The 23,673-nt window shown below is 68.6% G+C and carries 27 protein-coding genes; 15 read left to right on the top strand and 12 right to left on the bottom strand.

Features of this window, described 5'->3' with window-relative positions; translation table 11 throughout:
• Nucleotides 1-3: 3 nt before the first annotated feature.
• Complete coding sequence (locus tag ABIE51_RS03880; RefSeq protein WP_192632309.1) at nucleotides 4-795, bottom strand: lytic transglycosylase domain-containing protein; 792 nt, start codon at nucleotides 793-795, stop codon at nucleotides 4-6.
• A gap of 153 nt (nucleotides 796-948) precedes the next feature.
• Here ABIE51_RS03880 and hemN point away from each other — a divergent pair, with 153 nt between their 5' ends.
• The gene (gene hemN / locus ABIE51_RS03875) at nucleotides 949-2,343 is read left to right on the top strand and encodes an oxygen-independent coproporphyrinogen III oxidase (protein WP_192632308.1); all 1,395 of its coding nucleotides are present in this window, start codon (nucleotides 949-951) and stop codon (nucleotides 2,341-2,343) included.
• Nucleotides 2,344-2,426: 83 nt separating this feature from the next.
• Here the strand turns inward: hemN and ABIE51_RS03870 are convergent, their stop codons facing one another.
• Nucleotides 2,427-3,830, bottom strand: a complete 1,404-nt coding sequence (locus tag ABIE51_RS03870) for an aminotransferase-like domain-containing protein (protein ID WP_192632307.1) — start codon at nucleotides 3,828-3,830, stop codon at nucleotides 2,427-2,429.
• A 111-nt stretch (nucleotides 3,831-3,941) separates the two neighbouring features.
• Between ABIE51_RS03870 and ABIE51_RS03865 the strand changes: the two genes are divergently transcribed.
• The 12 genes from ABIE51_RS03865 to ABIE51_RS03810 all read left to right on the top strand — a co-directional run bounded on the left by ABIE51_RS03865 (nucleotide 3,942) and on the right by ABIE51_RS03810 (nucleotide 13,542).
• Entirely contained in the window at nucleotides 3,942-4,280 is a 339-nt protein-coding gene (locus ABIE51_RS03865) for a hypothetical protein (protein WP_192632306.1), read from the top strand.
• 2 nt (nucleotides 4,281-4,282) lie between these two features.
• Nucleotides 4,283-4,489: a twin transmembrane helix small protein gene (locus ABIE51_RS03860; protein ID WP_192632305.1), complete on the top strand. Its 207-nt coding sequence runs from the start codon at nucleotides 4,283-4,285 to the stop codon at nucleotides 4,487-4,489.
• A gap of 175 nt (nucleotides 4,490-4,664) precedes the next feature.
• Nucleotides 4,665-6,116 (top strand): cytochrome-c oxidase, cbb3-type subunit I, encoded by a 1,452-nt coding sequence (gene ccoN / locus ABIE51_RS03855; RefSeq protein WP_192632304.1) that lies wholly within the window; start codon nucleotides 4,665-4,667, stop codon nucleotides 6,114-6,116.
• Between the two features lie 10 nt (nucleotides 6,117-6,126).
• Nucleotides 6,127-6,741: a cytochrome-c oxidase, cbb3-type subunit II gene (gene ccoO, locus ABIE51_RS03850; protein WP_192632303.1), complete on the top strand. Its 615-nt coding sequence runs from the start codon at nucleotides 6,127-6,129 to the stop codon at nucleotides 6,739-6,741.
• 2 nt (nucleotides 6,742-6,743) lie between these two features.
• Nucleotides 6,744-6,884 (top strand): cbb3-type cytochrome oxidase subunit 3, encoded by a 141-nt coding sequence (locus tag ABIE51_RS03845; protein ID WP_115841254.1) that lies wholly within the window; start codon nucleotides 6,744-6,746, stop codon nucleotides 6,882-6,884.
• Nucleotides 6,881-7,813 carry a cytochrome-c oxidase, cbb3-type subunit III gene (gene ccoP / locus ABIE51_RS03840; protein WP_157029268.1) on the top strand — a complete coding sequence of 311 codons (933 nt, stop codon included), beginning with the start codon at nucleotides 6,881-6,883 and terminating at the stop codon, nucleotides 7,811-7,813. The genes ABIE51_RS03845 and ccoP overlap by 4 nt, the downstream gene beginning before the upstream one ends.
• A gap of 23 nt (nucleotides 7,814-7,836) precedes the next feature.
• Nucleotides 7,837-8,130: a hypothetical protein gene (locus tag ABIE51_RS03835; RefSeq protein ID WP_157029267.1), complete on the top strand. Its 294-nt coding sequence runs from the start codon at nucleotides 7,837-7,839 to the stop codon at nucleotides 8,128-8,130.
• A gap of 11 nt (nucleotides 8,131-8,141) precedes the next feature.
• A complete protein-coding gene (locus ABIE51_RS03830) occupies nucleotides 8,142-9,695 on the top strand; it encodes a 4Fe-4S dicluster domain-containing protein (protein WP_192632302.1) in 1,554 nt (517 codons plus the stop codon).
• Nucleotides 9,695-10,204 (top strand): FixH family protein, encoded by a 510-nt coding sequence (locus ABIE51_RS03825; protein ID WP_192632301.1) that lies wholly within the window; start codon nucleotides 9,695-9,697, stop codon nucleotides 10,202-10,204. The genes ABIE51_RS03830 and ABIE51_RS03825 overlap by 1 nt, the downstream gene beginning before the upstream one ends.
• A 2-nt stretch (nucleotides 10,205-10,206) precedes the next feature.
• A complete protein-coding gene (locus ABIE51_RS03820; protein ID WP_192632300.1) occupies nucleotides 10,207-12,612 on the top strand; it encodes a heavy metal translocating P-type ATPase in 2,406 nt (801 codons plus the stop codon).
• Nucleotides 12,609-12,809, top strand: a complete 201-nt coding sequence (gene ccoS, locus ABIE51_RS03815; RefSeq protein ID WP_192632299.1) for a cbb3-type cytochrome oxidase assembly protein CcoS — start codon at nucleotides 12,609-12,611, stop codon at nucleotides 12,807-12,809. The genes ABIE51_RS03820 and ccoS overlap by 4 nt, the downstream gene beginning before the upstream one ends.
• Complete coding sequence (locus ABIE51_RS03810; protein WP_192632298.1) at nucleotides 12,799-13,542, top strand: sulfite exporter TauE/SafE family protein; 744 nt, start codon at nucleotides 12,799-12,801, stop codon at nucleotides 13,540-13,542. The genes ccoS and ABIE51_RS03810 overlap by 11 nt, the downstream gene beginning before the upstream one ends.
• A gap of 9 nt (nucleotides 13,543-13,551) precedes the next feature.
• On the opposite strand, the gene fnr is transcribed toward ABIE51_RS03810, so the two are convergent.
• Nucleotides 13,552-14,316 (bottom strand): fumarate/nitrate reduction transcriptional regulator Fnr, encoded by a 765-nt coding sequence (gene fnr, locus ABIE51_RS03805; RefSeq protein WP_192632297.1) that lies wholly within the window; start codon nucleotides 14,314-14,316, stop codon nucleotides 13,552-13,554.
• 315 nt (nucleotides 14,317-14,631) lie between these two features.
• Nucleotides 14,632-14,907: a hypothetical protein gene (locus ABIE51_RS03800; RefSeq protein WP_192632296.1), complete on the bottom strand. Its 276-nt coding sequence runs from the start codon at nucleotides 14,905-14,907 to the stop codon at nucleotides 14,632-14,634.
• 335 nt (nucleotides 14,908-15,242) lie between these two features.
• Here ABIE51_RS03800 and ABIE51_RS03795 point away from each other — a divergent pair, with 335 nt between their 5' ends.
• Entirely contained in the window at nucleotides 15,243-15,776 is a 534-nt protein-coding gene (locus tag ABIE51_RS03795) for an outer membrane beta-barrel protein (protein WP_181902701.1), read from the top strand.
• Between the two features lie 140 nt (nucleotides 15,777-15,916).
• Nucleotides 15,917-17,212, top strand: coding sequence for an APC family permease (locus tag ABIE51_RS03790; protein WP_192632295.1), 1,296 nt, complete (start codon nucleotides 15,917-15,919; stop codon nucleotides 17,210-17,212).
• Nucleotides 17,213-17,225: 13 nt separating this feature from the next.
• Here ABIE51_RS03790 and ABIE51_RS03785 read toward each other — a convergent pair whose 3' ends face one another.
• From ABIE51_RS03785 to ABIE51_RS03750, 8 genes are all read right to left on the bottom strand, one after another.
• Nucleotides 17,226-18,053: an N-acetylmuramoyl-L-alanine amidase gene (locus tag ABIE51_RS03785; RefSeq protein WP_192632294.1), complete on the bottom strand. Its 828-nt coding sequence runs from the start codon at nucleotides 18,051-18,053 to the stop codon at nucleotides 17,226-17,228.
• A gap of 20 nt (nucleotides 18,054-18,073) precedes the next feature.
• Complete coding sequence (gene gnd / locus ABIE51_RS03780; protein WP_192632293.1) at nucleotides 18,074-18,979, bottom strand: phosphogluconate dehydrogenase (NAD(+)-dependent, decarboxylating); 906 nt, start codon at nucleotides 18,977-18,979, stop codon at nucleotides 18,074-18,076.
• A 124-nt stretch (nucleotides 18,980-19,103) separates the two neighbouring features.
• Entirely contained in the window at nucleotides 19,104-19,517 is a 414-nt protein-coding gene (locus tag ABIE51_RS03775) for a hypothetical protein (RefSeq protein ID WP_192632292.1), read from the bottom strand.
• A 76-nt stretch (nucleotides 19,518-19,593) separates the two neighbouring features.
• Nucleotides 19,594-20,010, bottom strand: a complete 417-nt coding sequence (locus ABIE51_RS03770; RefSeq protein ID WP_192632291.1) for a hypothetical protein — start codon at nucleotides 20,008-20,010, stop codon at nucleotides 19,594-19,596.
• A gap of 81 nt (nucleotides 20,011-20,091) precedes the next feature.
• On the bottom strand, nucleotides 20,092-20,643 hold the full coding sequence (locus tag ABIE51_RS03765) for a lipocalin family protein (protein WP_157029254.1): 552 nt from the start codon (nucleotides 20,641-20,643) through the stop codon (nucleotides 20,092-20,094).
• Nucleotides 20,644-20,733: 90 nt separating this feature from the next.
• Nucleotides 20,734-20,949, bottom strand: a complete 216-nt coding sequence (locus ABIE51_RS03760; protein WP_115841238.1) for a hypothetical protein — start codon at nucleotides 20,947-20,949, stop codon at nucleotides 20,734-20,736.
• A gap of 136 nt (nucleotides 20,950-21,085) precedes the next feature.
• Nucleotides 21,086-22,675 (bottom strand): ATP-dependent DNA ligase, encoded by a 1,590-nt coding sequence (locus ABIE51_RS03755; protein ID WP_192632290.1) that lies wholly within the window; start codon nucleotides 22,673-22,675, stop codon nucleotides 21,086-21,088.
• Nucleotides 22,672-23,670, bottom strand: coding sequence for a ligase-associated DNA damage response exonuclease (locus ABIE51_RS03750; protein WP_192632289.1), 999 nt, complete (start codon nucleotides 23,668-23,670; stop codon nucleotides 22,672-22,674). The genes ABIE51_RS03755 and ABIE51_RS03750 overlap by 4 nt, the downstream gene beginning before the upstream one ends.
• Nucleotides 23,671-23,673: the final 3 nt, after the last annotated feature.

Raw genomic sequence — 23,673 nt, 5'->3', positions numbered from 1 at the left:
GGACTACGGCGAGGTCAGCGCCTTCGCGCGCGACTTCGCCACCGGCTTGTCGAGCGCGGCGCGATAATTGCCGTACAGCGCCTGCACCTTGGCGACATAGGCCTGCGTTTCCGCATACGGCGGAACGCCGCCGTAGCGCGTCACTGTACCGATGCCGGCGTTGTACGCGGCGGCCACCAGCGTCATGTCGTTGCGATAGCGGCGCATCAGTGCGCGCAGATGGCGCGCGCCGGCCATGATGGATTCGTCCTGCGAGAACGGATCGACGACGCCGTATTCGCGGCTCGTGTCGGGCATCAGCTGCATCACGCCCTGCGCGCCTTTCGCCGAAACCGCCATGGCGTCGTAATCGCTCTCGGCGTGCGCGATGGCGCGCAACCATGCCTCGTCGACGCCGGTCGCTTTCGACGCCGCGCGGAACTGCTTCGGATAGCGGTCCAGACGCGGCGGGCTCACGCGCCCCAAGCCTTCGTGCGCCGGCTCGCCCGGCGGCGCGGGCACGGTGAACGAAAGCACCTTCACCGAACCGGGCAGCTTGCGCGTCCCGTACACCGTCTTCCCGTCCTGCACGCGTTCGTACAGCACGCCGCTCACCGCTTCGCCGCTGCCGAAGAGGTTCGGCACGCTCGCGGCGTTGTCGTCGATCTGCCTGGCGGTGCAGCGCGAACCGGGCTCGGGCGCGGTGGACAGGCTGACCGTGCCGTCGCGCACGCAGCGGTAGACCGTGCGCGCATTCGCCACAGTGGCGAACGACAGCGCGATCAGCGCGGCGGCGACGGCGCGGGACCGGTTCATCCCGCGGATTCTAGGCACCGCGCTGGAACGCCGACGCAACGAACGGCGGCCGCTTGTCGGCCGGAAACCCGTGTCCGTGCGGTCTCCTGCGGGGCGCAGGCATGAATTGATCGAGGTCAAACCCCGGCGGATGGCGGCCGATAGGCTCCGCGCATGTCCACTGCGCCGACCTTTCCCGCGGAACTCCTGCGCCGCTACGACCGCCCGGGGCCGCGCTATACCTCCTATCCCACCGCGCCCCAGTTCAGCCCGGACTTCGACATCGCGCAGCTGCGTGACGCGGCGCAGGCCAGCAACGGCGATCCGATCCCCAGCCGCCTGTCGCTCTACGTCCACGTCCCGTTCTGCACGAACCCGTGCTTCTACTGCGGCTGCAATCGCGTCATCACGCGCGACCGCGCGCGCAGCGAGCCGTACCGCACGCGGCTCGCGCGCGAGATCGGCATGATGGCGGGGCTGTTCGATCCGGATCGCGAAGTGGTGCAGCTGCACTTCGGCGGTGGTACACCGAACTTCTTCACGCCGGCGCAGCTGCGCGCGACCGTGCAGGACCTGCGCGACCACTTCCGCTTCAGCGTCGACAGCCAACGCGACATCTCCATCGAGCTCGATCCGCGCGAACTCACGCCCGACGATATCGCCGAACTCGCCGACGTCGGTTTCAACCGCGCGAGCCTGGGTGTGCAGGATTTCGATCCGGATGTGCAGCGCGCGGTGAATCGCGAGCAGGACGTCGGCGCGACGCTGGCGATCATCGACGCGTGCCGCGCGCATGGCATGCGCTCGGTCAACGTCGACCTGATCTACGGGCTCCCCTTGCAGACGCTGGACGGCTTCTCGCGCACGCTCGACATCGTGATCGCGGCGCGCCCGCATCGGCTCGCCGTGTACAGCTACGCGCACCTGCCCGAGCTCTTCAAACCGCAGCGGCAGATACGCGCCGAAGACCTGCCGTCGAACGAACTCAAGCTCGACCTGTTGCGCCTTGCGATCGAGCGGCTGACCGCGGCGGGTTACGTCTACATCGGCATGGACCACTTCGCGCTGCCCGACGACGAGCTCGCGCTCGCGCAGGCGCGCGGTGGACTGCACCGCAACTTCATGGGTTACACGACGCACGCCGATTGCGACCTGATCGGTTTCGGCGTCAGCGCGATCAGCCGCATCGGCGACAGTTACAGCCAGAATCCGCGCGAACTTCCCGCATGGGAGGAAGCGATCGACGCGCCGCGGCTTCCTGTATGGCGCGGGCTGCGCCTGAGTCCGGACGATCAACTTCGCGCCGACGTCATCCAGCGCCTGATGTGCCAGGGCGAAGTGTCGATGGGCGCGATCGAGCGCGCGCACGGCATTGATTTCACGCACTACTTCGCCGATGCGTTGGCGCGCCTGCAGCCGCTGCAGGACGACGGGCTGGTGTGGATCGAACCGGATCGTATCGTCGCCACGCGCGAAGGGCGGTTGCTGTTGCGCGTCATCGCAATGTGCTTCGACGCGTATCTTCGGCAGCCGCATGCTACGAGCGCCAAATATTCGCGCGTCGTATAGGCGTCTGCCAGGACGACCTGGACGCGCCGCGAAAGCTGCCCTCACCCCAACCCCTCTCCCGCTTGCGGGAGAGGGGCTAAGAACTACGCCAACGCGCCCAGTGTCTTCAACCCCTGCTCCGTCCGCGCATCGAACGGGTGCCCGTAGTTGATGCGCAGGCAATTGCGGAAACTCCGGCTCGCCGAGAAGATCGGCCCGGGCGCGATGCTGATGCCCGCCTCCAGCGCGCGGCGATGCAGTGCCAGCGCATCGCGGCCTTCCGGCAGCTCGATCCAGGCAAAGTAGCCGCCGGAGGCGCGCGTGACCTTCGTGCCTTCCGGGAAGTACGTTGCGATCGCTTCGATGTACTTCGCCTGCTGCTCGGCGAGCGTCGCGCGCAAGCGACGCAGGTGCCGGTCGTATCCGCCGCCCTGCAGGTAACGGCCGATCGCGCGTTGCGCGGGCACGTTGGTGTTGAGCGTGGTGGTGAGTTTGTTCCGCGCGATGGTGTTGCGAAAGCGCCCCGCCGCCACCCATCCGATGCGGTAACCCGGCGCCAGGCACTTCGAGAACGACGAGCAGTGGACCACGCCACCGTCGCGATCGAATGCCTTCGCGGGCAACGGGCGGCGCGCGCCGTAATGCAGTTCGGCGTAGACGTCGTCCTCGATCAGCGGAATCCCATGGCGCGCGAGCAGGACGACGAGGTCGCGCTTGGCGTCGTCGGGCATCGTCGCGCCGAGGGGATTGTGGAAGGTCGGCATCAGCCAGCATGCACGCGGCGAATGGCGCGCGATGGCTTGTTCCAATGCGTCCAGATCGACGCCGTCGCGCGGATGCGTCGGGACTTCGATCGCGCGCAGGCCGTTGCGCTCCAGCGACTGCAGCACCGCGTAGAAACACGGCGATTCGACCAGCACCGCATCGCCGGGTCGCGTGACCGCGGCGATGCCGAGGTTCAGCGCTTCCAGCGCGCCGTTGGTGACGATGATTTCGTCGGCGGGTACGTCGATGCCGTCGATCAGGTAACGCAGGCCGATCTGCCGGCGCAGTTCGGCCTGTCCGGGCGTGAGGTCGTCGACGGTGCTCCAAGGGTCGAGATCCTGCGCGGCGGCGGCAATCGCGCGGCCGAGCTTCGGCAGCGGAAACAGCAGCGGGCTCGGGAACGCCGAGCCGAACGGGACGAGGTCGCGATGCATCGCCGACTGCAGGACATCGAACACCAGTTCGCTCACGTCGACCGGCCGCGAGTCGCCGTCCGGACGCGATGACGTCTCGGGTTCCGGCGGAAGTCGCGACGGTCGCGCCGCCACGTAATAACCCGAACGCGCGCGCGATTCGATCAGGCCGCGCGCTTCCAGCAGGTAGTACGCCTGGAACACGGTGGATGGGCTGATGCGCCGCGCGGTGGTGGTCTGCCGCACCGATGGCAGGCGTTCGCCCGGACGGAACGCGCCGGATTGGATGGAGCGGGCCAGATCCTCGGCCAGGGCCTCGTAGCGCTTCACCGGGCGTCCTCGGGCAACTGATACGGTTTTTCGAGCGGCTTTCTGATTCTACTGGAACTGATACGGTCGCCCTAGACTGCGCGCACCGTCCGAGCTCCCTCCGAGTGCCCGATGTCCACCGGCGTACAGCTGCATCTCGCCCTGATCCTGTTCGCGCCATGGTTCGCGGTGCTGTCGGTGCTGTTCTGGCGCTACCCGCGGCAGCCGCGAGGGCCGGCGCGGTTCGCGTTCGATTCGATCGCACTGACAACCGCCACGGCGGCGGCCTTCGCCGGCATGTACTGGGGCATGGCGCACGCCGACGCGGGCTTCGGCCCAATGTGGAAGCAGGTGTTCGCGACCTCACTGGCGTACGGGCTCTACCTGGGCGTCATGGCCGTGGCGCTGCTCGCGCGCATGCGCTGGTTCGCGCGGCTGCGTTCCCTTTCGACCACCGCAGCCCCGGGCTGACAATGAAGACCCTGCTCGTCGTCGGCTTCCTCGCGCTGATCGTCTACAACCTCGGCGCGGCGCTGTACTACATGCTCACCGACCGCGGCGAGAGCAAGCGCGCGGTCAATGCACTGACCCGCCGCATCGCCCTGTCGGTCGCGCTGATCACGCTGGTGGCCGTCGGCATTGCCACGGGTGTCATCCAGCCGCACGCCGTGGGCGCCTGACCGACACACCCCCGCTGCATGACAGGACCGCCCCGGCAGCCGCCGAACGGTCCGCCGGGCTCATCCGTTTGCGTTTGAATCGCGTAGCCGACGCTTTGATCGAAATCAAGCGCGGCGCATGAACGGGTTCCTAACATGCCGCCGACCCCGGCCCTGCCGCTCGGGAGTGTCCATCATGCATACCCAACCAGAAACCTATAACGACAAGATCGTGCGCCAGTTCACCGCGATGACGGTGGTCTGGGGCATCGTCGGCATGGCGGTCGGCGTCCTGATCGCCGCCCAGCTGTACTGGCCGGCGCTCAACTTCGACGTACCGTGGCTGAGCTACGGCCGCCTGCGGCCACTGCACACCAACGCGGTCATCTTCGCCTTCGGCGGCTGCGCGCTGTTCGCCACCAGCTACCACGTGGTGCAGCGCACCTGCCACGTGCGGCTGGCGTTCGACAAGCTGGCCGCCTTCACCTTCTGGGGCTGGCAGGCGGTCATCGTCGCCGCGGCGATCACGCTGCCGCTGGGCCTCACGCAGGGCAAGGAATACGCCGAGCTCGAATGGCCGATCGACATCCTGATCACCATCGTCTGGGTGTCGTACGCGATCGTGTTCTTCGGCACGATCGTCAAGCGGCGCGTGAAGCACATCTACGTCGCCAACTGGTTCTACGGCGCCTTCATCATCACCGTCGCGCTGCTGCACATCGTCAACAACATGGCGATGCCGGTCGGCCTGGGCAAGTCGTACTCGCTCTACACCGGCGCGGTCGATGCGATGGCGCAGTGGTGGTACGGGCACAACGCGGTCGGATTCTTCCTGACCGCCGGCTTCCTCGGGATGATGTACTACTTCGTCCCGAAGCAGGCCAGCCGGCCGGTGTATTCGTACCGGCTGTCGATCGTGCACTTCTGGGCGCTGATCGCCGTGTACATGTGGGCCGGCCCGCACCACCTGCAGTACACCGCGCTGCCGGACTGGGCGCAGTCGCTGGGCATGGTGTTCTCGCTGGTGCTGCTGGCGCCCAGCTGGGGCGGCGCGATCAACGGCATCCTCACGCTCTCCGGCGCGTGGGACAAGCTGCGCACCGATCCGATCCTGAAGTTCCTCATCGTGGCGGTGTCGTTCTACATGATCGCGACCTTCGAAGGTCCGATGATGTCGATCAAGACCGTCAACTCGCTGTCGCACTACACCGACTGGACCGTCGGCCACGTGCATGCCGGCGCGCTGGGCTGGGTCGCGATGATTTCCGTCGGCGCGGTCTACTCGATGCTGCCGCGACTGCTCGGCCAGACGCGGATGTATTCGGTGAAGGCCATCGACCTGCACTTCTGGCTGCACACGGTCGGCGTCGTGTTCTACATCGTGTCGATGTGGATCGCCGGCGTGATGCAGGGCCTGATGTGGCGCGCCACCAACCCCGACGGCACGCTCACCTACAGCTTCGTCGAGGCGCTCAACGCGACGTATCCCTATTACCTCGGCCGGTTGCTCGGCGGCCTGATCGTGTTGTCCGGCATGTTCGTGATGGCCTGGAACGTGATCCGCACCTGGCAGCAGGCGCGCGACCTCGTCCCCACGCCGGTGATGCCGCCGGATGCGGCCAGCGCACACGCCAGCACGATCTCCTGAGGCGGACGACATGAGCCATTCACACGAGAAAGTCGAAACCAACGTCGGCCTCATGGCGGTGCTGATCGCCGTGGCCGTGTCCTTCGGCGGCCTGGCGGAAATCGTCCCGCTGATGCACCAGGCCGAAGCCATCACGCCCCTGCCCGGCGTGAAGCCGTATCCCGCGCTCGAACTCGCCGGCCGCGACGTCTATGTCCGCGAGGGTTGCTACAACTGCCATTCGCAGATGGTGCGCACGCTGCGCTTCGAGACCGAGCGCTACGGTCACTACTCGCTCGCGGGCGAATCCGTGTACGACCGCCCCTTCCAGTGGGGCTCCAAGCGCACCGGGCCGGACCTGGCGCGCGTGGGCGGCCGCTATTCCGACGACTGGCATCGCGTGCACCTGCACAACCCGCGCGACGTCGTGCCCGAATCCAACATGCCCGGCTTCCCGTGGCTCGCCGAAGCGAAGGTCGACGGCGAACAGGTGCAGCAGCGCATGAAGGCGCTCAAGACCATCGGCGATCCGTACACCGTCGACGACATCGCCGGCGCGCCGGCCGCGGTGGACGGCAAGACCGAGCTCGATGCGGTCGTCGCCTACCTGCAGGGCCTGGGCCGCCACGCTCCGAGGGGAGGCTGACCATGCTGTCCGGAATCGTCACGACGATCCTGCTGGTGCTGTTCGTGGCCGGCTGGGTGTGGGCCTGGAGCCCGAAGCGCAAGAACGAATTCGACGCGGCCGCGCAGCTGCCGCTCGATGAAGACCGGGAGAAACGGCAATGACCACCGGCTGGTCGATCTATGTCATCGCGATCGTCGCGATCAACATCCTCGGTTGCGTCTGGCTGATCTGGTGGACCGGCAAGCGCCGGCCGGGCGATCCCGCCCCCACCGACACCAGCCACGTGTGGGACGGCAACCTCACCGAGTACAACAAGCCCATGCCGCGCTGGTGGGTGAACCTGTTCTACATCACGATCGTCTTCGCGATCGTGTACCTGGTCTGGTATCCGGGACTGGGCGCGTTCGCGGGCGTGGCGAAGTGGACCTCCGCACGCGAACAGGCCGCCGACAAGGCGCGCGACGATGCGAAGCTCGAACAGACCTTCGCGCCGTACGCGGGCAAGTCGATCGACGTCATCGCACGCGATCCCAAGGCCGTCGCGCTGGGCCGTTCGATCTTCAACAACACCTGCGCGACCTGCCACGGCTCCACGGCGCAGGGTGCGGTCGGATACCCGAACCTCACCGACCAGATCTGGCATTGGGGCGGCACGCCGGACGACGTGCTGCACTCGGTGCTGGAAGGCCGCGAAGGCGTGATGCCCGAATGGGGCAAGGTGCTCACCGGCATGGGCGGCGACAACGCGGTCGATTACGTGGTCGCCTACGTCCGCACGCTGTCGAACCCGGACACCATGCAGAACAACTACATGGCCGCGCAGGGCAAGGCGCTCTACAACGGCGTGTGCATCGCGTGCCACGGCGTGGACGGCAAGGGCAATACCGCGATGGGTGCGCCCGACCTCACCGACGACTACTGGCTCTACGGCAACAGCAGCGAGAGCCTGCGCCACACGATCGAGAACGGCCGCCACGGCGTGATGCCCGCATGGCGCAACACGCTCGGCGAGACGCGCTCGCGCCTGGCCGCGGCGTATGTCTGGTCGCTGTCGCATCCCACCCAATCGACGGTGACCGCGACACGTTGAACTCCTGAGGCGAGCACGCTGCCATGAGCCAGCCAGCACCGCGATTCGACCACCCGCCCCGACCGCTCTCGCAGCGGCTCGGGGCGATCCTGTGGCCCAGCTTCTTCGCCGCGTGCGTCGCGACGATGGTGTTCTTCGCGTACGTCGATCCGCTCGCGTTGCGCGACATGACCTTCCCGCACCTGCCGATGACACGCACGCTCGGGTACAGCCTGGGCTTTTTCATGTTCTGGATCGCTACCGCAGCATCCAGCGCGTTCACCTGGGTGCTGCTGCGCCCGGCCAGCCGTTTCAACGGGCCGCTGCGGCCCGAGTAGTCCTTACCGCGATGAACAAGAAGATCTCGATCGACCTCCTCGACGACGGCGGCAACGCGCTGTACGTCAGCGAGCGGAAGATCTACCCGCGCAGCGTGAGCGGCGTGTTCCAGACCTGGCGCAACGTCGCGGTCGTCGTGCTGCTGGGCATGTTCTACGTGTTCCCGTGGTTGCGCTGGGACGGCCGCCAGGCGGTGCTGTTCGACCTGCCGGCGCGCAAGTTCTACGTGTTCGGCCTGAATTTCTGGCCGCAGGATTTCTTCCTGCTCGCGGTGCTGATGATCATCGCGGGCCTGTCGCTGTTCTTCTTCACCGCCATCGCCGGGCGCCTGTGGTGCGGCTACGCCTGCCCGCAGACGGTGTGGACGGAAGTGTTCCTGTGGATGGAGCGCTGGACCGAAGGCGACCGCAACGCGCGCATGAAGCTCGACGCCGCGCCGTGGACCGCCCACAAGCTGCTGCGCAAGGGCGGAAAGCACGTGCTGTGGCTGGTATTCGCGCTGTGGACCGGCTTCACCTTCGTCGGCTTCTTCACGCCGATCACCGACCTCGCCGCACGCGCGCCGCTCTTCGGCAACGCGCCTGGCTGGGGCGGCTGGGAGACGTTCTGGGTGCTGTTCTACGCGCTGGCGACGTGGGGCAACGCGGGCTTCCTGCGCGAGCAGGTCTGCAAGTACATGTGCCCGTACGCGCGTTTCCAGAGCGCGATGTTCGACCGCAACACGCTCATCATCGCCTACGACCCGATGCGCGGCGAACCGCGCGGCCCGCGCAAGCGCGGCCTGGGCAGCGTGCTCGAACGCGCCCGCGGCCTGCTCGATCCCGCCACCGCCTACGACTACGTGTTCCGCGCGGCACGGCAAGGCAACGCGGTCACGCTCGGTGCCGCGGGCACGACCGCCGTCACCGATGTCGGCCTCGTCGCGCAGCCGCTGCCGAAGTTCGAGCCTGAACAGCTGGGCGACTGCATCGACTGCACGATCTGCGTGCAGGTCTGCCCGACCGGCATCGACATCCGCAACGGCCTGCAATACGAGTGCATCGCATGCGGCGCCTGCATCGACGCCTGCGATTCGGTGATGGACAAGATGGGCTATCCGAAGGGCCTGATCCGCTATTCCACGCAGAACGCCATCGACGGCAAGCCCACGCGCGTGGCGCGTCCGCGCGTGCTGCTCTACGGCGTTCTGCTGCTGGCGCTGTGCGTGGCCTGGGCGTGGGGCGTCGGCCATCGCAGCCCGCTGATCGCAGAAGTGCTGCGCGACCGCAATGCGCTCTATCGCGAAGCCGCCGACGATCGCATCGAGAACACCTACACGCTCAAGCTCGTCAACAAGGATGTCGCGCCGCGCACGTTCCGCATCCGGGTGCAGGCGCCGGCCGGCATCGAACTGCGCGGCGGGCCGCAGACGGTGAATGCCGACGCCGAGCAGGTGCTCAACCTTCCACTGGTGCTGTCCGCGCCCGAGGGCGTCCGCGGCAAGCAGGCGGTGACCTTCCATGTCGAACGCGTCGATGGCACCGCGAATGCCGACGTGGCCTCGACTTTCTTCGGACCGATGTGATGAGTCTGGCCGTGAAACTCCGCAATCCCGTGATGTGGCTGGTGATCGGCCTTCCGTTGCTGTCGATCGTGGCCGGCGTCGGGCTCGTCGTCGTCGCGCTGCGCAGCGGCGGCGACGATGCGGTGATCGACACTGTGCAGCGCACGGCGCAGATCCAGACGACGGAACTCGGCCCCGACGAGCGCGCACGGTCGATGACGCTGTCGGCCGTACTGCACGTGGACGCGAAAGGCGTCGATCTGCTGCCCGTCGGCGGCGGGTTCGCGAATGGCGACGTGCCGCGCGATGCGCCGCTCTCGGTCGCGCTCTCGCACCCGAGCGATGCGTCGCGCGATGTGCGTGTCGAGTTGAAGCCCAGCGAACTCGGCTGGCACGCGGATCTCGCACTCGAAACCGGCCACGACTGGCTGCTGCAACTCACGCCCGCCGACGCGCAGTGGCGCCTCCGGGGCCGCCTGGTCGCCGGTCAGGGCGCAGCGCACCTGGCGCCGGCGCTCACAGGCGAATAGCGATGGATGCGGCGCTACCCCTGCGCGACACCCGCACCGCCGACATCGGCGTCTGCCACCACTGCGGCGAGACGCTTGCGGCAGATGCCATTTGCGACGGCGACCGTGCGTTCTGCTGCAACGGTTGCGCGGCGGCGGCGACGTGGATCCGCGAGGCCGCGCTCGGCGATTACTACGCGCTGCGCACCTCGCCCGCCGGGCGCGTGCAGGTCGACGCCTCCGATTTCGGCGCGTGGGATCGCGACGTCGTGCTCGCCGAACACGCGCGCGTCGTTCCCGGCGGCCGCGAGATCACCGTGCTCACCGACGCGATGCGCTGCGCCGCCTGCGCGTGGCTGATCGATCGCGCACTGCGCCGGCATCCCGGCGTGCTCGACGCGGGCGCCAATGCGGTGACCGGCCGCGTCGTGGTCGCGTGGGATCCGCAGCGCGTCACGCTGTCGACGCTGATGCAACGCCTCGCCGCGCTGAGTTATCGCCCGTGGCTGGCGACCGGAGACGCACGCGAGCAGGCACAGCGCCGCGAACGCCGTCGCTGGCTGCTGCGACTGGGCGTAGCGGGACTCGGCGCGATCCAGGCGATGATGTTCGCCGAAGCGCTGTATCTGGACACCGCGCAGCAGATGCCGGTCGCCACGCGCGATTTCTTCCGCTGGATCACCTTCCTCGTCTCCACGCCGGTCGTGTTCTATTCGGGCTGGCCGTTCCTGGAAGGCATGTGGCGCGAATTGCGTGGCCGCCGTGTCGGCATGGACACGCTCATCGCCGGCTCGACCCTGCTGGCGTACGTCGCCAGCCTGGCGGAAACGCTGCGCGGCGGCACCCACGTCTGGTACGACGCGGCGGTGATGTTCGTGCTGCTGTTGCTGGTGGCGCGCATGTTCGAACAGCGCGCGCGCGGCATCGCCAGCGCGCAGGTCGATGCGCTCGCGCGGGCGCGTCCGGCACTCGCGCTGCGTGAACGCGAGGATGGCTCGACCGAGCAGGTTCCGCTGGGCGAGATCGCCATCGGCGACGTGCTGCGCGTGGCGGCGGGCGAAGCGGTGCCGGCCGACGGCGTGCTGCTCGATCGCGCCGCGTCCTTCGACGAAGCGCTCATCACCGGCGAATCCACACCGGTCCGCCGCGAAGCCGGCGACGCCGCGCTCGCGGGCAGCGTCTGCGGCGAGCACGCGGCGCGGCTGCGCGTCGTGCGCACCGGCGCCGACACGCGTCTTTCGCAGCTCACGCGCCTGGTCGAACAGGCGCAGTCGGCGCGGCCGCGTCTGGCGCGGGCAGCCGAACGCGTGGCAGGCGGATTCGTCGTCGCGCTACTGCTGTGCGCGGTCGCGACGCTCGCGTGGTGGCACGTGCACGAACCCGCACGCGCGCTCGAAGTCACGCTCGCGCTGCTGGTCGTGAGCTGCCCGTGCGCGCTGTCGCTTGCGATTCCCACCGCGCTGACGACCGCGCACGGCGCGCTCGCCCGCATCGGCGTGCTGGGCGTACGGGAGGATGCGCTGTCGACGCTGGCCCGCGTGGATCGCGTCGTGCTCGACAAGACCGGCACGCTCAGTAACGGGCGTCCGGAACTCGACAGCATCGCGACGTTCGTTGATCTCGACGCGCGTGATGCGCTGTCGATCGCTTCCGCGCTCGAGCGCGGCAGCGCGCATCCGCTCGCGCAGGCGTTCGCGCACACCGCGGCCGATCGCACGGCGCACGGCGTGCAGGCCGTGGCCGGTTGCGGCATCGAAGGCGATATCGAGGGCGTGCGCTGGCGCCTTGGGCGCGCGGACTTTGCCGCCCGACAGGCGGACGATGGCGCGCTGTGGCTCGGCGACGGGACGCGTGCGTTCGCGCGCATCACCGTCCGCGAAACCATGCGCGATGGCGCGCGTGAGGCCATCACTGCACTGCGCGAGGCCGGCATCGCGGTGGAACTGTGCAGCGGCGATGCCACCGAGGCGGTCGCGAGCTTCGCACGACAGGTCGGCATCGACGACGTCCTGGCGCGGCAATCGCCCGAGCAGAAACTCGCCCGCGTGCGCGAGGCGCAGTCGCGCGGCGATGTCGTCGCGATGGTTGGCGATGGGATCAACGACGCGCCTGTGCTCGCCGGCGCCGATGTTTCGCTCGCCATGGCCGAAGGCGCCGCCCTCGCGCAGCGCGCGGCGGATTTCGTCGTGACCAGCCCGTCGCTGCTGCGCGTGCCGCAGGCGATCGCGCTGGCGCGGCGCACGCAGCGCATCATCCGGCAGAACCTCGCGTGGGCGCTGGGCTACAACGTGCTGGCGATTCCGTTGGCCGCGACCGGACACGTGACGCCGTGGATCGCGGCGCTCGGCATGGCAGGCTCGTCGCTGCTGGTCACGCTTAACGCGCTGCGGCTGAGCCGCGGCCAACGCAACGGAAGGAGGGCCGCATGAACATCCTGCTGCTGCTAGTGCCGATCAGCCTGGTGCTGCTGGGCATCGCGATCGCCTCGTTCGTCTGGGCGGTGCGCCGCGGACAGTTCGACGACCTCGACACGCCGGCCATCGACATCCTTCGCGAAGACCCGCTGCCGTCGCCGATTTGCGATCCGGCGAGCGAGTCCACTGAGGTCGATCGGCATGCCGATTGACTGGCTGACGCTCGGCGCGGCATCGCTCAGCGGCTTGCTGGGCGGCGCGCACTGCGCGGCGATGTGCGGCGGCATCGCGACGGGCTTTTCGGTGAGCGCGCAGCGCGCTGGAGCCACGACGGTGCGACGCTCGATCGCGCCGGCGCTCGAAGCGAACCTCGCGCGCATCGGCGGCTATGTCATCGCCGGTGCGCTCGCCGGCGGCCTCGGCCACGGCATCGTCGGTGTCGCGCGGATGGATGGGCTGGCGACCGCGCTTCGCATGCTCGTCGGACTGGTGTTGATCGTCGTGGCACTGCGTCTGTTCGATCGACGCGGGCGTTTTTCGGCGCTCGGCGGCCCAGGTGCGCGCATGTGGGCGTGGTTGCGCCCGCTGCAGCAGCGGATGTTGCCGGCGGATTCGCGCGCCAAGCGCATCGGCTTGGCGGTGTTGTGGGGCTGGCTGCCGTGCGGATTGAGCACCACGCTGCTCGCCGCCGCGTGGCTGCAGGCGAGCGCGCTGCACGGCGCGCTGACGATGCTCGCGTTCGGCGTCGGCACATTGCCGGTGATGCTGCCGCTGACGTGGAGCGGCGCGCGCCTAGGCCGCTGGTTGCAGACGCGCTGGCGCAATGCGGGCGCGGGACTGGTGATGGTCGCCGGACTGCTGACGCTGTCGGCACCGTGGCTGATGCAGTTGCCGGAACTGCACGCGGTGCTGTCCGCGCTGGGATGCGCCACGCCGTCGGCGTGAGAGTCCGGATTACGTCGCGCTGCGCGTGCGGCGTGCGCGCGGTGTTTCCTCTTCCGCGCCGTGGGCCAGTCGCGTGAGTTCCTCCAGGTCGACGATGTCCACGCGACGCCCATGCACGTCGATCACGCCGTCTTCCTGCAACCGCGTGAAGCCGCGGCTCACCGTTTCCAGCGCAAGGCCGAGGTAACGCGCAACGTCCTCGCGGCTCATCGGCAGCCTGAACTGCGTCGCCGACTGGCCAATCTGGCGGAAACGTTCGCCCAGGCCATGCAGGAACAGCGCGATGCGTTCGTTCGCCTGGCGCCGCACGAGCATGCCCATGTGGTCGTGGTCGCGATTGAGGCTGTGGCCGATGACGCGCAGCAGCTGCTGCTGCAATCCCGGCAATTGCGCCGCGACTTCGGTGAGCTGGTCGAACGGCACTTCGCACACGTTCGCATCGCCCAGCGCCACCGCTTCGCAGCGATGCGAGCCGCCGCCCAGCGCGTCGAGTCCGATGAGTTCACCCGGGAGGTGGAATCCGAGGACCTGCTCGTCGCCGTCCTCGCTCAGCGTCACCGTCTTGAACGCGCCGTCGCGGGCGACGTAGACCGAAGCGAGCGAGTCGCCGATGCGGAACAGGCGCTCGCCGCGCGAGATGGTGCGGCGTCGACGGACGATGTCGTCGAGGCGGTCGAGTTCAGGCCCGCTGATGCCCGCCGGCAGGCAGAGCTGCTGGAGCGAGCACTGGGAACAGCTGCGGCGCAGGTGCGCAAGATCCAGGGGACTGTTCATCGTGTGCCATTGTCGCATGCGGGCCCGTACAGCCGCCGGTTGGAACTGCGGGGCGAATTGTCCATGGCAGGCCTCCAGGAAAGCGAAAGGCGGCCGAAGCCGCCTTCCGCGCCACACGCCCGAAGTACCCGGCCCTCTGCGGGGCCTCGCGACATGCCCCGCAAGACGGGACACCCGCAACGCGAATGTGCACCCGTGTCGATGAACCACGCTGTCATCGGGGGAGCGGCGTCGACATGCGCTTAACGCCATTCATTGCGGTTTCTGCTTGCGGCGGGGCCTCGCGCGACGTGCGTCACGAATCAGCGCGATATGTCACTGCGTGCGCGTGCGCATCATGCGTTCGGCCGCGTCACGGTCGGCCTGGCTCTTTTCGCTGTTCCTTTCGTCAGCGCGCTGCTTGGCGGTCTTGCACACGCGTTCGACCTTGTTGCTGCCGGTGCTGCGGATGCGTTCGCAGACGAGGCGCTCCTCCGCCGCGGGCTTGCCGGCAACGGCTTCGTCGGCCTTCGCGGGAGTGGTCGTTACGGCCTGTTCGTCAGCGAAGGCTGGTCCGGCGAACAACGCCGTCGACAGTACGAATGCGAGCATGCATGTCTTCATGATTCCCTTCCCCGTTGCGTTTGATGGTGATCCTGCCGACGGCGGCGCTTCATGCACCCGGCGCATGCGGCATCTGCACCGATCTTAGGAGCACATCGGGCGTCCAACCCCGGCCGTACACGAACCACCGGATTCGGCAAAGAAGGTGAAGACCGGGTTCCACGGGCGGGACAGTGTTTCCCCGGATCCCGCTCTTTGTTCCGCGCACGCAACGCCCATCTCCTTCCTGCAGCGATGGCCGCCCAGGCATTCCGCCAGGACCCGTCGCGATGAAGCGCCGCTCCCTCCCCCGATGCCGGCGCGCATGCAGGAGTCGATTCGCAATGAAGAAGAACAAAGTGCTCTCCACCGCCTTGGTCGCCGTCATCGCCAGCGCCGCCGCATTCGGCGCGCAGGCCGCCGACAAGGGCTTCTACGCCGGCGCGGGTGTCGGCCAGTCCTATGTGGACGAAGGCGCGTACGACGACGAGGACACCGCGTACTCGGTCTTCGGCGGCTACCAGTTCAACCGCTATTTCGGGCTTGAAGGCGGCTACGCCGACTTCGGCAAGCTCGAGCCGCGCGGCACCGGCACGCCGCTGGAAGCCAGCTCGGTCTACCTGACCGCCGTCGGCACCGTGCCGGTCACCGACCACTTCTCGATCTACGGCAAGGCCGGCGTGCAGCGCTGGGACCTGGACCGCGCGATCCCGTCCATCGTCGGCAACACGGACGACAACGGCACCGACCCGACCTACGGCGTGGGCGTGCAGTACCGCTTCACCGACAACGTCGCGCTGCGCGGCGAATACAGCCGCTTCGAGGTCGAGGACACCGACCTGGACCTGGCGCAGATCCAGCTGCGTTACGACTTCTGAGTCGAACGCGCTGACAGCACGGACCGCGAAAGGCCGCCGGTGCGAACCGGCGGCCTTTCGCGTTCGTGACGCGCTGCAGCTGGCGGTGCGCCGATGCGACGGGCACTCTGGGCGCCAGCCGACCACGGGGAAACACCGCGTTGGACAGCACGCCCACGGATCCACGCACCACGCCCGGAACGCTGCGCGCCGTGAGCCGATGGCAGATCGTCGGCCTGTCGATCAACGACGTCGTCGGCAGCGGCATCTATCTGCTGCCAGCCGCGGCCGCGGCGCTGCTCGGGCCGGCGAGCCTGTGGGCGGTGCTGCTCGCAGGACTGGCGGTGAGCCTGCTGGTGCTGTGCTACGCGCAGGCCGCGAGTTATTTCGATGCACCCGGCGGCGGTTATCTCTACGCGCGCGAAGCGTTCGGTCCCTTCATCGGCTTCGAAGTCGGCTGGATGCTGCTGCTCACGCGCGTCGCCACCGCCGCCGCGCTCGCCAACGGCCTGGCCGAAGCCGTCACGCACTTCTGGCCCGCCGCCGACGCCGGCTGGGCGCGTGTGTCGATCGTGAGCGGCTCGATCGCGTTGCTGGTGGCGATCAACGTCGTCGGCGTGCGCGCGGCCGCGAACGCGGGCGTGTTGCTCGCGATCGGAAAGCTCGTGCCGCTCGCGTTGTTCGTGGTGATCGGCGTCTTCTTCGTCGACACCTCGCTCGCCGCACCGTCCACCGCGCCGCTCACCGCGCGACCGCTGGCCGAAGCCGCGCTGTTGCTGCTGTTCGCCTACGCCGGCTTCGAGAACCTGCCCGCCGCCGCCGGCGAATATCGCAATCCGCGCCGCGACGTGCCGTTCGCGTTGCTGACGATGATCGCCACGGTGACGTTCGTGTACGTCAGCGTGCAGTGGGTCGCGCTGGGCACGCTGCCGGATCTCGCGCATTCGTCGACGCCGCTTGCGGAAGCCGCTTCGCGCTTCTCCGGCGAATGGCTCGCGCTGGTGATGACGGTCGGCGCGAGCATCTCCATCCTGGGCACCAGCAGCAACACGGTGCTGATGGCGCCGCGTTACCTGCTCGCGCTGTCACAGGATGGCTACGGGCCGCGCTGGCTCGGCGCGATCCATCCGCGCTTCCGCACGCCGGCCGTTTCGATCGTGCTGATCGGCGCGGTGTCGCTCGCGCTGGCGCTGTCGGGATCGTTCGTGCAGCTGGCGCTGTTGTCGGTGGTGTCGCGACTGTGCACCTACCTCGGCACCGCGGGATCGGTGCTCGTGCTGCGGCACAAACACGGCGATCGCGAAGGCGCACTGCGGCTGCCCGGCGGGCCGTTGATACCGGTCGCGGCGATCGTGCTCAGTCTCGCGCTGCTGGCGAGCGCGCAGGTGGCGAACCTCATCGCCGCGGCTATCGCGCTGGTGATCGGCGCGGTGGTCTATGCGTTCCGGCGGCGGTGAAGCGCCTTCCCCGTCAAGGCGACGGCGTCGTTATGGGAACGACCGCGGGCTCCGGCATGTCCATCAGCTGCTTCTGCAGATCGAACAGGATTTCCGCATCGCCCGGCAGCCACTGCGATGCCTCGTTGCCGCGATAGTGGCGATGGAACGCGCGCACCGCCGCTTCCGGATCGCGCAGGTCGTAGCCGACCAGCCGCATCGCCGCCCAGGCATCGAAGCCCGGCGGCGGCGCCAGCGGCGCGCGCGGCCACAGGCCATACCCGGCGTCGGCCAGGCGCTTCCACGGGAACAACGCGCTGGGGTCGCGCTTGCGCACCGGCGCGATGTCACCGTGGCCGATCACCAGGTGCTTCGGGATATCGAGCCGCCAGGTGATGTCGCCAAGCAACCGCAGCAGCGTGGCGATCTGCGCCTCGGTGAAGGGCTCCACGCCGTCGTTGTCGATTTCGATGCCGATGGACGCGGAATTCAGATCGCTCACGCCTCCCCAGCGCGATGCGCCCGCGTGCCAGGCGCGTTCCGTCTCGTCGACCAGCTGGTACAGCACGCCATTGTCGCCGATCAGGTAATGCGCGCTGACGCGACCACCCAGGTTCCGCGTCTGCAGCGTGAGCAGCGCCGCTTCCGCGCTTTCCATCTCCGTCTGGTGCAGCACGATCATCACCGCATTGCGTGGATCGTGGTTCGGCGAAGGTCGCCACTGGGCGAGCGGATTATGCAGCGGCCTGGGCGGCGGCAGAGGCTGCGGCGTCGGCAGCGGTTGTGGCTTCGGCGGTGGCGCCGCCGCGCATGCGGCCAATGCCAGCGCGACGAGGACAGCCGCGATGCGATGCGGTTTCATGCGCGGGAGGCCGGGCAAAGTCACTCCTTGCGGATCGCATGCCCGCCGAACTGCGCGCGCATCGCGGCGAGCAGCTTGTCGGCGAAGGAATCGTCCTCACGCGAACGCAGGCGTTCGAGCAGCGACAGCGTGATCACCGGCGCCGACACATCCAGCTCGATCGCCTCGGCCACCGTCCAGCGACCTTCGCCCGAATCGGATACATACGGCGCGATGCCGGCCATCGTCGGGTTCTCTTCCAGCGCGTTCGCGCTCAGGTCCAGCAGCCACGAACGCACGACGCTGCCGTGTCGCCATATCTGCGCGATCTGCCCGAGGTCCAGCGCGAAATCCGTGCGCTTCTGCATGATCGCGAAGCCCTCGGCGTAGGCCTGCATCATTCCGTACTCGATGCCGTTGTGGACCATCTTGGTGAAGTGGCCCGCACCCGTGGGACCCACGCGGCCCCAGCCGCGATCGGCTGCAGGCGCAAGCGCCTCGAAGATCGGACGCAGGCGATCGACGACCGCTTCATCGCCGCCGACCATCAGGCTGTAGCCCTCGCTCAACCCCCACACGCCGCCGCTGGTGCCGCTGTCGACGTAGGCGATGCCATGTTCGGCGAGCATCGTCCCGCGACGCATCGTGTCCTTGTAGAACGAATTGCCGCCGTCGATGATCGTGTCGCCACGCGCCAGCTGCGGCAGCAGGTCGGCGATGGTGCGATCCACCGGATCGCCCGCCGGCACCATCATCCACACCACGCGCGGAGCGGGCAGGCGTTCGATCATGTCGGCGAGCGATTCCACGGGCTCGATGCCGCCCTGCGCCGCGCGCTCGCGCGCCTGCGCGCCGGGATCGAAGCCGACGACTCGATGCCCGCGTTGCACGAGCCGCTGCGCCATGTTCGCGCCCATGCGGCCCAATCCGATCATGCCCAGTTCCATCCGCGACTCCGATGCGAGGCGGCCTTCGCCGCGATGGCGACAAGGATGGCGCATGCGCGCGCGCAGTTCATCCCCGGCGGGCGCTTTCGTCCGGCAATGCTAAGAACGCGTGAACGTCGCGCCGTCAGTGAGCGTCACAGCGCCCGTACCGCAGGCCCACGCCCTTCGCGCCGACGATGGGCTCGGCTGTGGGCACGTAATCGCGCAGCGGTACATGCAGCCCCTTGGCGTCCTCGAAGACGTACAGCGAGAAGTCGTCACCGAGGAACTCGACGCGGTAGCCCTCCGGCACCGGCGAGGTCGGCGCGGCGCCGAAGCTGGTGTACGAGTCCATCGTCGCGCGCGTGCGCAGCGTGCGCACACCGCTGGCGATTTCCAGCCCGTCGGCCGAGATGCGCACGCGAGGCGCCGCGGCGTTGCCGCAGTCGGGCGAGTACGTACCGCCGTAGAGTTTCAGCGACTCCGGGCGCAGGTCCTGTGCGAATACCGATAGCGCGGCGACGCACGCGAGCGCGATGGCGAGGCACGAGTGGCGCATGGCGTCGATCCTCCGGCTACGGTGACCGGACCAACGCGGCGCATGCGGGATGGCGGCCAGCCCGGCCGCCTGGGCGTCAGTGCGGCAGGGGCGGCGTGACGACAGGCGCGAGCGGCTCGCGCTCGACGCGTTCCTGCTCCAGCGCGGCCAGGTGTTCCTCCAGCGTCCGGCCGAGCGCGGCAGCTTCGCGGCCTGCGGCGTTGAGCAGCGGCGCGGAGGCCTCCAGGCGCAGCTCGCGGCCATTGCGTTCCTGCACGGCGACCACGTGGCGCAGCATGGCCAGCGCCATCGCCGCGCTGTCGCTGCGTGCGGCGACCTGGCTCCCGAGCACCAGCAGCCATTCGCCATCGCGCCAGCCCACGCCGCCGATCGCGGTGTCGTCAGAATCCAGGAGCTGCGCATGGGGCTGCAGCGCATCCCCGAGGCGGCGGATCGGCCGGCTCGGTTCCTTCTTCTTGCGCGCGTCGCGCTTGGCCTTGGAATTGCGTGACATGAGGGCTCGCGATCGCGTTCTGGCCGCGCATTCTAGGCCGATCGCGTCGCCGGCGGCGCGGCGATGCGATCGGCGGGCCGCTCAGCGCAGCGGCGCCATCACCTTCAGCTCGCGCAGGTTGTACCCCTTCATGGCGGCCGACGCCTTCAGCCGCTCGAACAGCGCGCGGTTCATCTCCGGCTGACGGGACAGGATCCACAGGTTCTCGCGCTCGGGCCCGCCGACGATGGCCCACTGGTATTCCGGATCGAGATCGACCACCCAGTAGTCGGCCCAGGTCATCGGCAGCCACGCCAGCCATTCCGGCGCGAAGCGCACTTCCAGCGCGCCCGGCTTGCCGTCGACGGGGCGGGCCACGCCCTCGGAGACGTCGGTCGTGCCGTCCTTGACGCGGCACGCGTTGCGCACCCCGACGGTGCCGTCGGGGTTGGGCGTGTAGGTCGCGGTGATGTCGCCGACGCAATCGCGCTGCCAGAACATCGGCAGGTGCGCGATCTCGTGCCATTGGCCCGCATAGCGCTGCAGGTCAAGCTGCTCCACGGGCACGTTCACCTGTTCCTGCGCACGCGCCGGCATCGCCAGCGCGACGAGAACGGCGATGGACGACACCATCAGGTGCGCGAAACGCGGCATGGCAGGCCCTCGTTGGTCGGACCTGCAGATTCGCCGTGACAACGTCGTTTTTACGTGAGCGGTGAAACGCGCCCGGCTTCGACCGCGAGCTCAACGGAACGGCGACAGCGCCGTGGTGCCGCACACCGACGAGACGGCGTGGTTGTGGAAGCTCGCGCGACGACGGCGACGCTCGAGCCTTGCATCGCGTTCACGCCTGCGCGCTTCGTCCTGCGTCGTGTCGGTTTCGACGCCGGCCAGCGACAGCGCCAGCTCGGGGTCATGGATATGGCCCTGGTTGAACAGCAAACCGGTGAAGAGGTTCATGTCGCGACTCCATGTCTTTCGGGGTGCGACCATGCTGCGCCTGCGCCTACGACTGAAAAAGCGAGCATTTCGGAACGCTTTCTTGAATGGGATTCAAGGCTCGGAAAGCGCCGGATTTCTCGATGGAAATGCGCTTTCAGCGTGCCAGCGCACGCAAGGTGTCGAGCCGGTCCGCTTCCGGCGCCGGCTTGTCGTGGCGCCAGCGCAGGATGCGCGGGAAACGCACGGCGATGCCCGATTTATGCCGCGTGCTCACGTTCACCGCTTCGAATCCGAGCTCGAACACGTGCTGCGGCGTGACCGCACGCACCGGACCGAAGCGCTCGATCGTGTTCGCGCGGATCCAGCGGTCCAGCGTGAGGATTTCCTCGTCGCTCAAGCCCGAATATGCCTTCGCCACCGGCACCAGCGCATCGCCGTCCCACAGGCCGAAGGTGTAGTCGGTGAACAACGTGCTGCGGCGCCCCGACCCCGGCTGCGCGTACAGCAGCACCGCATCGATGGTGAGCGGATCGATCTTCCACTTCCACCAGTCGCCACGCCGGCGCCCGGTGCGATACGGCGAATCCATCCGCTTGAGCATCAGCCCTTCGACGCCGCGTTCGCGCGCGCTTTCGCGAAGTATTGCGGCCTCGCTCCAGTCGCGTGCGTCCACGCGCGGCGAGGCGACGATCACGCGACTGTCGAAGCGCGACAGCAGCTCGTCGAGCAGCGCGCGCCGCTCGTGCAGCGGGCGTTCGCGCAGGTCTTCGCCGTGCAGTTCGAGCAGGTCGTAGGCGAGCACGCGCGCGGGCGTGTCGCTCAGCGTCTTCGCACCGGGCTTCCGGCGCTGGATGCGCGTCTGCAACGCGGTGAACGGCAGCGGGCGGTCGCCTTCGCGCCAGCCCAGCAGTTCGCCGTCGATCACCGCGTCGTCGGGCAGGCGCGTCGCGGCCGCTTCGATCTCGGGGAAGCGCCCGTCCAGCCGCTCCTCGCCGCGCGACCACAGCGCGATCTCGCCTTCGCGACGGATCAGCTGCAGGCGGATGCCGTCCCACTTCCACTCCAGCAACCAGTCGTCGATGGACCCGAGCGCGTCGGGTTCGACTTCCAGCGGCGAGGCGAGGAAGAACGGATACGGCTGGCGGCTGTCGCTTTCCAGCACGCCCGCCGACAGCAGGTCGCCGAGAAACTGCGGTGTCGGCGTCCACGCGCCGAGCATGCGCTGGGCGATCAACGCGATGTCGAGCCCCGACAGTTCGGCGAGCGCCTGCTGCACCAGCCGCTGCGAGACGCCCACGCGCAGCGCGCCGGTGAGCAGCTTGTTGAACAGCAGGCGCTGGTCGGTCGGCAGAGTGCGCCAGCCTTCGACGACCGCGGCGTGGCGCAACTCAGGCGCCTGGTTCGCGACCGGCAGCAGGTGCAGTTCGATCCACTGCGACAGCGTGCGCTCTGGCGCCGCTTCGTCCGGATCGTCGAGCAGCAGCGCCAGCGTTTCGGCCAGATCGCCCACGTGGCCGTGGCTTTCCTCGACCAGCCACGACGGCAGGCCGCTCTCGGCGACGATCCACTCGTGCAGCTCGCGCGTGTTGGCGATGCGCGACAGCTTGCCGCCCGATAGCAGCCACAGCGCCCATGCCGCATCGGCCGGCGGCGCGTCGCGGAAGTAGGCGATCAACGCCGCGCGCTTGTCGCTGGTCGCGGTGCTTTGATCGAGCTCGCGGTAGAGGTCGGCGAAGCGCTTCATGCGTCGTCGCCGAAGCTGGTCCGCAACGTCTTCGCATCGACGCCCTGCTCGCACAGCGTGCGCACCAGCGCGTCGGTCGTGCCGTGCGTGGCGAACACGCGACGGGCGCCGGTCTGTTCGATCGTGCGCAGCAGGTCGGGCCAGTCGGCGTGATCGGAAATCACGAAGCCGCGGTCGTAGTTGCGACGACGGCGATTGCCGCGGATGCGCATCCATCCCGATGCGAAGCCCTGCTGCGCACGACGAAACCGCCGCAGCCACGGGCTTCCCGCCGCAGACGGCGGCGCAAGCACGAGGCGCCCCGCGTGGTCGGCACGCGCTCCCTGTTCGGAGACCAGCTCCGTCGCCGCCATCGCGATGCCAGCCGCGCCGTACACCTCCACGCCCGCGGCGATCGCGCCGTGCAGCAACGGCGGCGGCTCGTCGAACGCGGCCAGTTCGGCCAGCACGCGCTGCGCCTTTCCCAGCGCGTAGCAGAACAGCACTGCCGCTTCGCCGCGCGCCTCGCAGGTGCGGCGCCATTGCACGATCTCCGCGACGACGTCGCTTGTGTCCGGCCAGCGGTAGACCGGCAGCGCGAAGGTCGCCTCGGTGATGAATGCGTCGCACGGCACGACCTCGAACGGCGCGCAGGTCGGATCGGGCTGGCGCTTGTAGTCGCCCGAGGCGACCCAGACCTCGCCATCGACCTCCACGCGCACCTGCGCCGAGCCCAGCACGTGGCCCGCCGGATGCAGCGACACGCGCGCCCCGTTCATGTCGAACGGCTCGCCGTGCGCGTGCTCGACGATCCGCTGATCGCCGAGCCGCCAGCGCAGGATCGGCGCCGTGCCCGGCGTGCAGTGGTACTCGCCCATGCCCTCGCGCGCGTGGTCGCCATGGCCGTGCGTGATCACCGCGCGCGGCACCGGCAGCCAGGGGTCGATGTGGAAATCGCCGGCGGGGCAGTACAGCCCTTCGGGTCGCAGCTGGATGAGATCGCTTGCCTGCGGCATCGC

The organism is Lysobacter sp. OAE881, assembly GCF_040546665.1.
In the GTDB taxonomy this organism is placed as follows: Bacteria; Pseudomonadota; Gammaproteobacteria; order Xanthomonadales; family Xanthomonadaceae; genus Lysobacter_J; species Lysobacter_J soli.
Note: the sequence above shows the minus strand (reverse complement) of the source record. Positions and strands in the feature narration are given on the sequence as shown.

Coding starts and splice junctions, on each gene's coding strand:
- ABIE51_RS03795 (WP_181902701.1), top strand. CDS start 15,243: ATGAAGAAGAACAAAGTGCTCTCCACCGCCTTGGTCGCCGTCATCGCC.
- ABIE51_RS03820 (WP_192632300.1), top strand. CDS start 10,207: ATGGATGCGGCGCTACCCCTGCGCGACACCCGCACCGCCGACATCGGC.
- ccoS (WP_192632299.1), top strand. CDS start 12,609: ATGAACATCCTGCTGCTGCTAGTGCCGATCAGCCTGGTGCTGCTGGGC.
- ABIE51_RS03830 (WP_192632302.1), top strand. CDS start 8,142: ATGAACAAGAAGATCTCGATCGACCTCCTCGACGACGGCGGCAACGCG.
- ABIE51_RS03865 (WP_192632306.1), top strand. CDS start 3,942: ATGTCCACCGGCGTACAGCTGCATCTCGCCCTGATCCTGTTCGCGCCA.
- ABIE51_RS03845 (WP_115841254.1), top strand. CDS start 6,744: ATGCTGTCCGGAATCGTCACGACGATCCTGCTGGTGCTGTTCGTGGCC.
- ABIE51_RS03800 (WP_192632296.1), bottom strand. CDS start 14,907: ATGCTCGCATTCGTACTGTCGACGGCGTTGTTCGCCGGACCAGCCTTC.
- hemN (WP_192632308.1), top strand. CDS start 949: ATGTCCACTGCGCCGACCTTTCCCGCGGAACTCCTGCGCCGCTACGAC.
- gnd (WP_192632293.1), bottom strand. CDS start 18,979: ATGGAACTGGGCATGATCGGATTGGGCCGCATGGGCGCGAACATGGCG.
- ABIE51_RS03775 (WP_192632292.1), bottom strand. CDS start 19,517: ATGCGCCACTCGTGCCTCGCCATCGCGCTCGCGTGCGTCGCCGCGCTA.
- ABIE51_RS03860 (WP_192632305.1), top strand. CDS start 4,283: ATGAAGACCCTGCTCGTCGTCGGCTTCCTCGCGCTGATCGTCTACAAC.
- ABIE51_RS03770 (WP_192632291.1), bottom strand. CDS start 20,010: ATGTCACGCAATTCCAAGGCCAAGCGCGACGCGCGCAAGAAGAAGGAA.
- ABIE51_RS03880 (WP_192632309.1), bottom strand. CDS start 795: ATGAACCGGTCCCGCGCCGTCGCCGCCGCGCTGATCGCGCTGTCGTTC.
- ccoP (WP_157029268.1), top strand. CDS start 6,881: ATGACCACCGGCTGGTCGATCTATGTCATCGCGATCGTCGCGATCAAC.
- ABIE51_RS03755 (WP_192632290.1), bottom strand. CDS start 22,675: ATGAAGCGCTTCGCCGACCTCTACCGCGAGCTCGATCAAAGCACCGCG.
- ABIE51_RS03785 (WP_192632294.1), bottom strand. CDS start 18,053: ATGAAACCGCATCGCATCGCGGCTGTCCTCGTCGCGCTGGCATTGGCC.
- ABIE51_RS03750 (WP_192632289.1), bottom strand. CDS start 23,670: ATGCCGCAGGCAAGCGATCTCATCCAGCTGCGACCCGAAGGGCTGTAC.
- ABIE51_RS03765 (WP_157029254.1), bottom strand. CDS start 20,643: ATGCCGCGTTTCGCGCACCTGATGGTGTCGTCCATCGCCGTTCTCGTC.
- ABIE51_RS03825 (WP_192632301.1), top strand. CDS start 9,695: ATGAGTCTGGCCGTGAAACTCCGCAATCCCGTGATGTGGCTGGTGATC.
- ABIE51_RS03810 (WP_192632298.1), top strand. CDS start 12,799: ATGCCGATTGACTGGCTGACGCTCGGCGCGGCATCGCTCAGCGGCTTG.
- ccoO (WP_192632303.1), top strand. CDS start 6,127: ATGAGCCATTCACACGAGAAAGTCGAAACCAACGTCGGCCTCATGGCG.
- ccoN (WP_192632304.1), top strand. CDS start 4,665: ATGCATACCCAACCAGAAACCTATAACGACAAGATCGTGCGCCAGTTC.
- ABIE51_RS03760 (WP_115841238.1), bottom strand. CDS start 20,949: ATGAACCTCTTCACCGGTTTGCTGTTCAACCAGGGCCATATCCATGAC.
- ABIE51_RS03835 (WP_157029267.1), top strand. CDS start 7,837: ATGAGCCAGCCAGCACCGCGATTCGACCACCCGCCCCGACCGCTCTCG.
- fnr (WP_192632297.1), bottom strand. CDS start 14,316: ATGAACAGTCCCCTGGATCTTGCGCACCTGCGCCGCAGCTGTTCCCAG.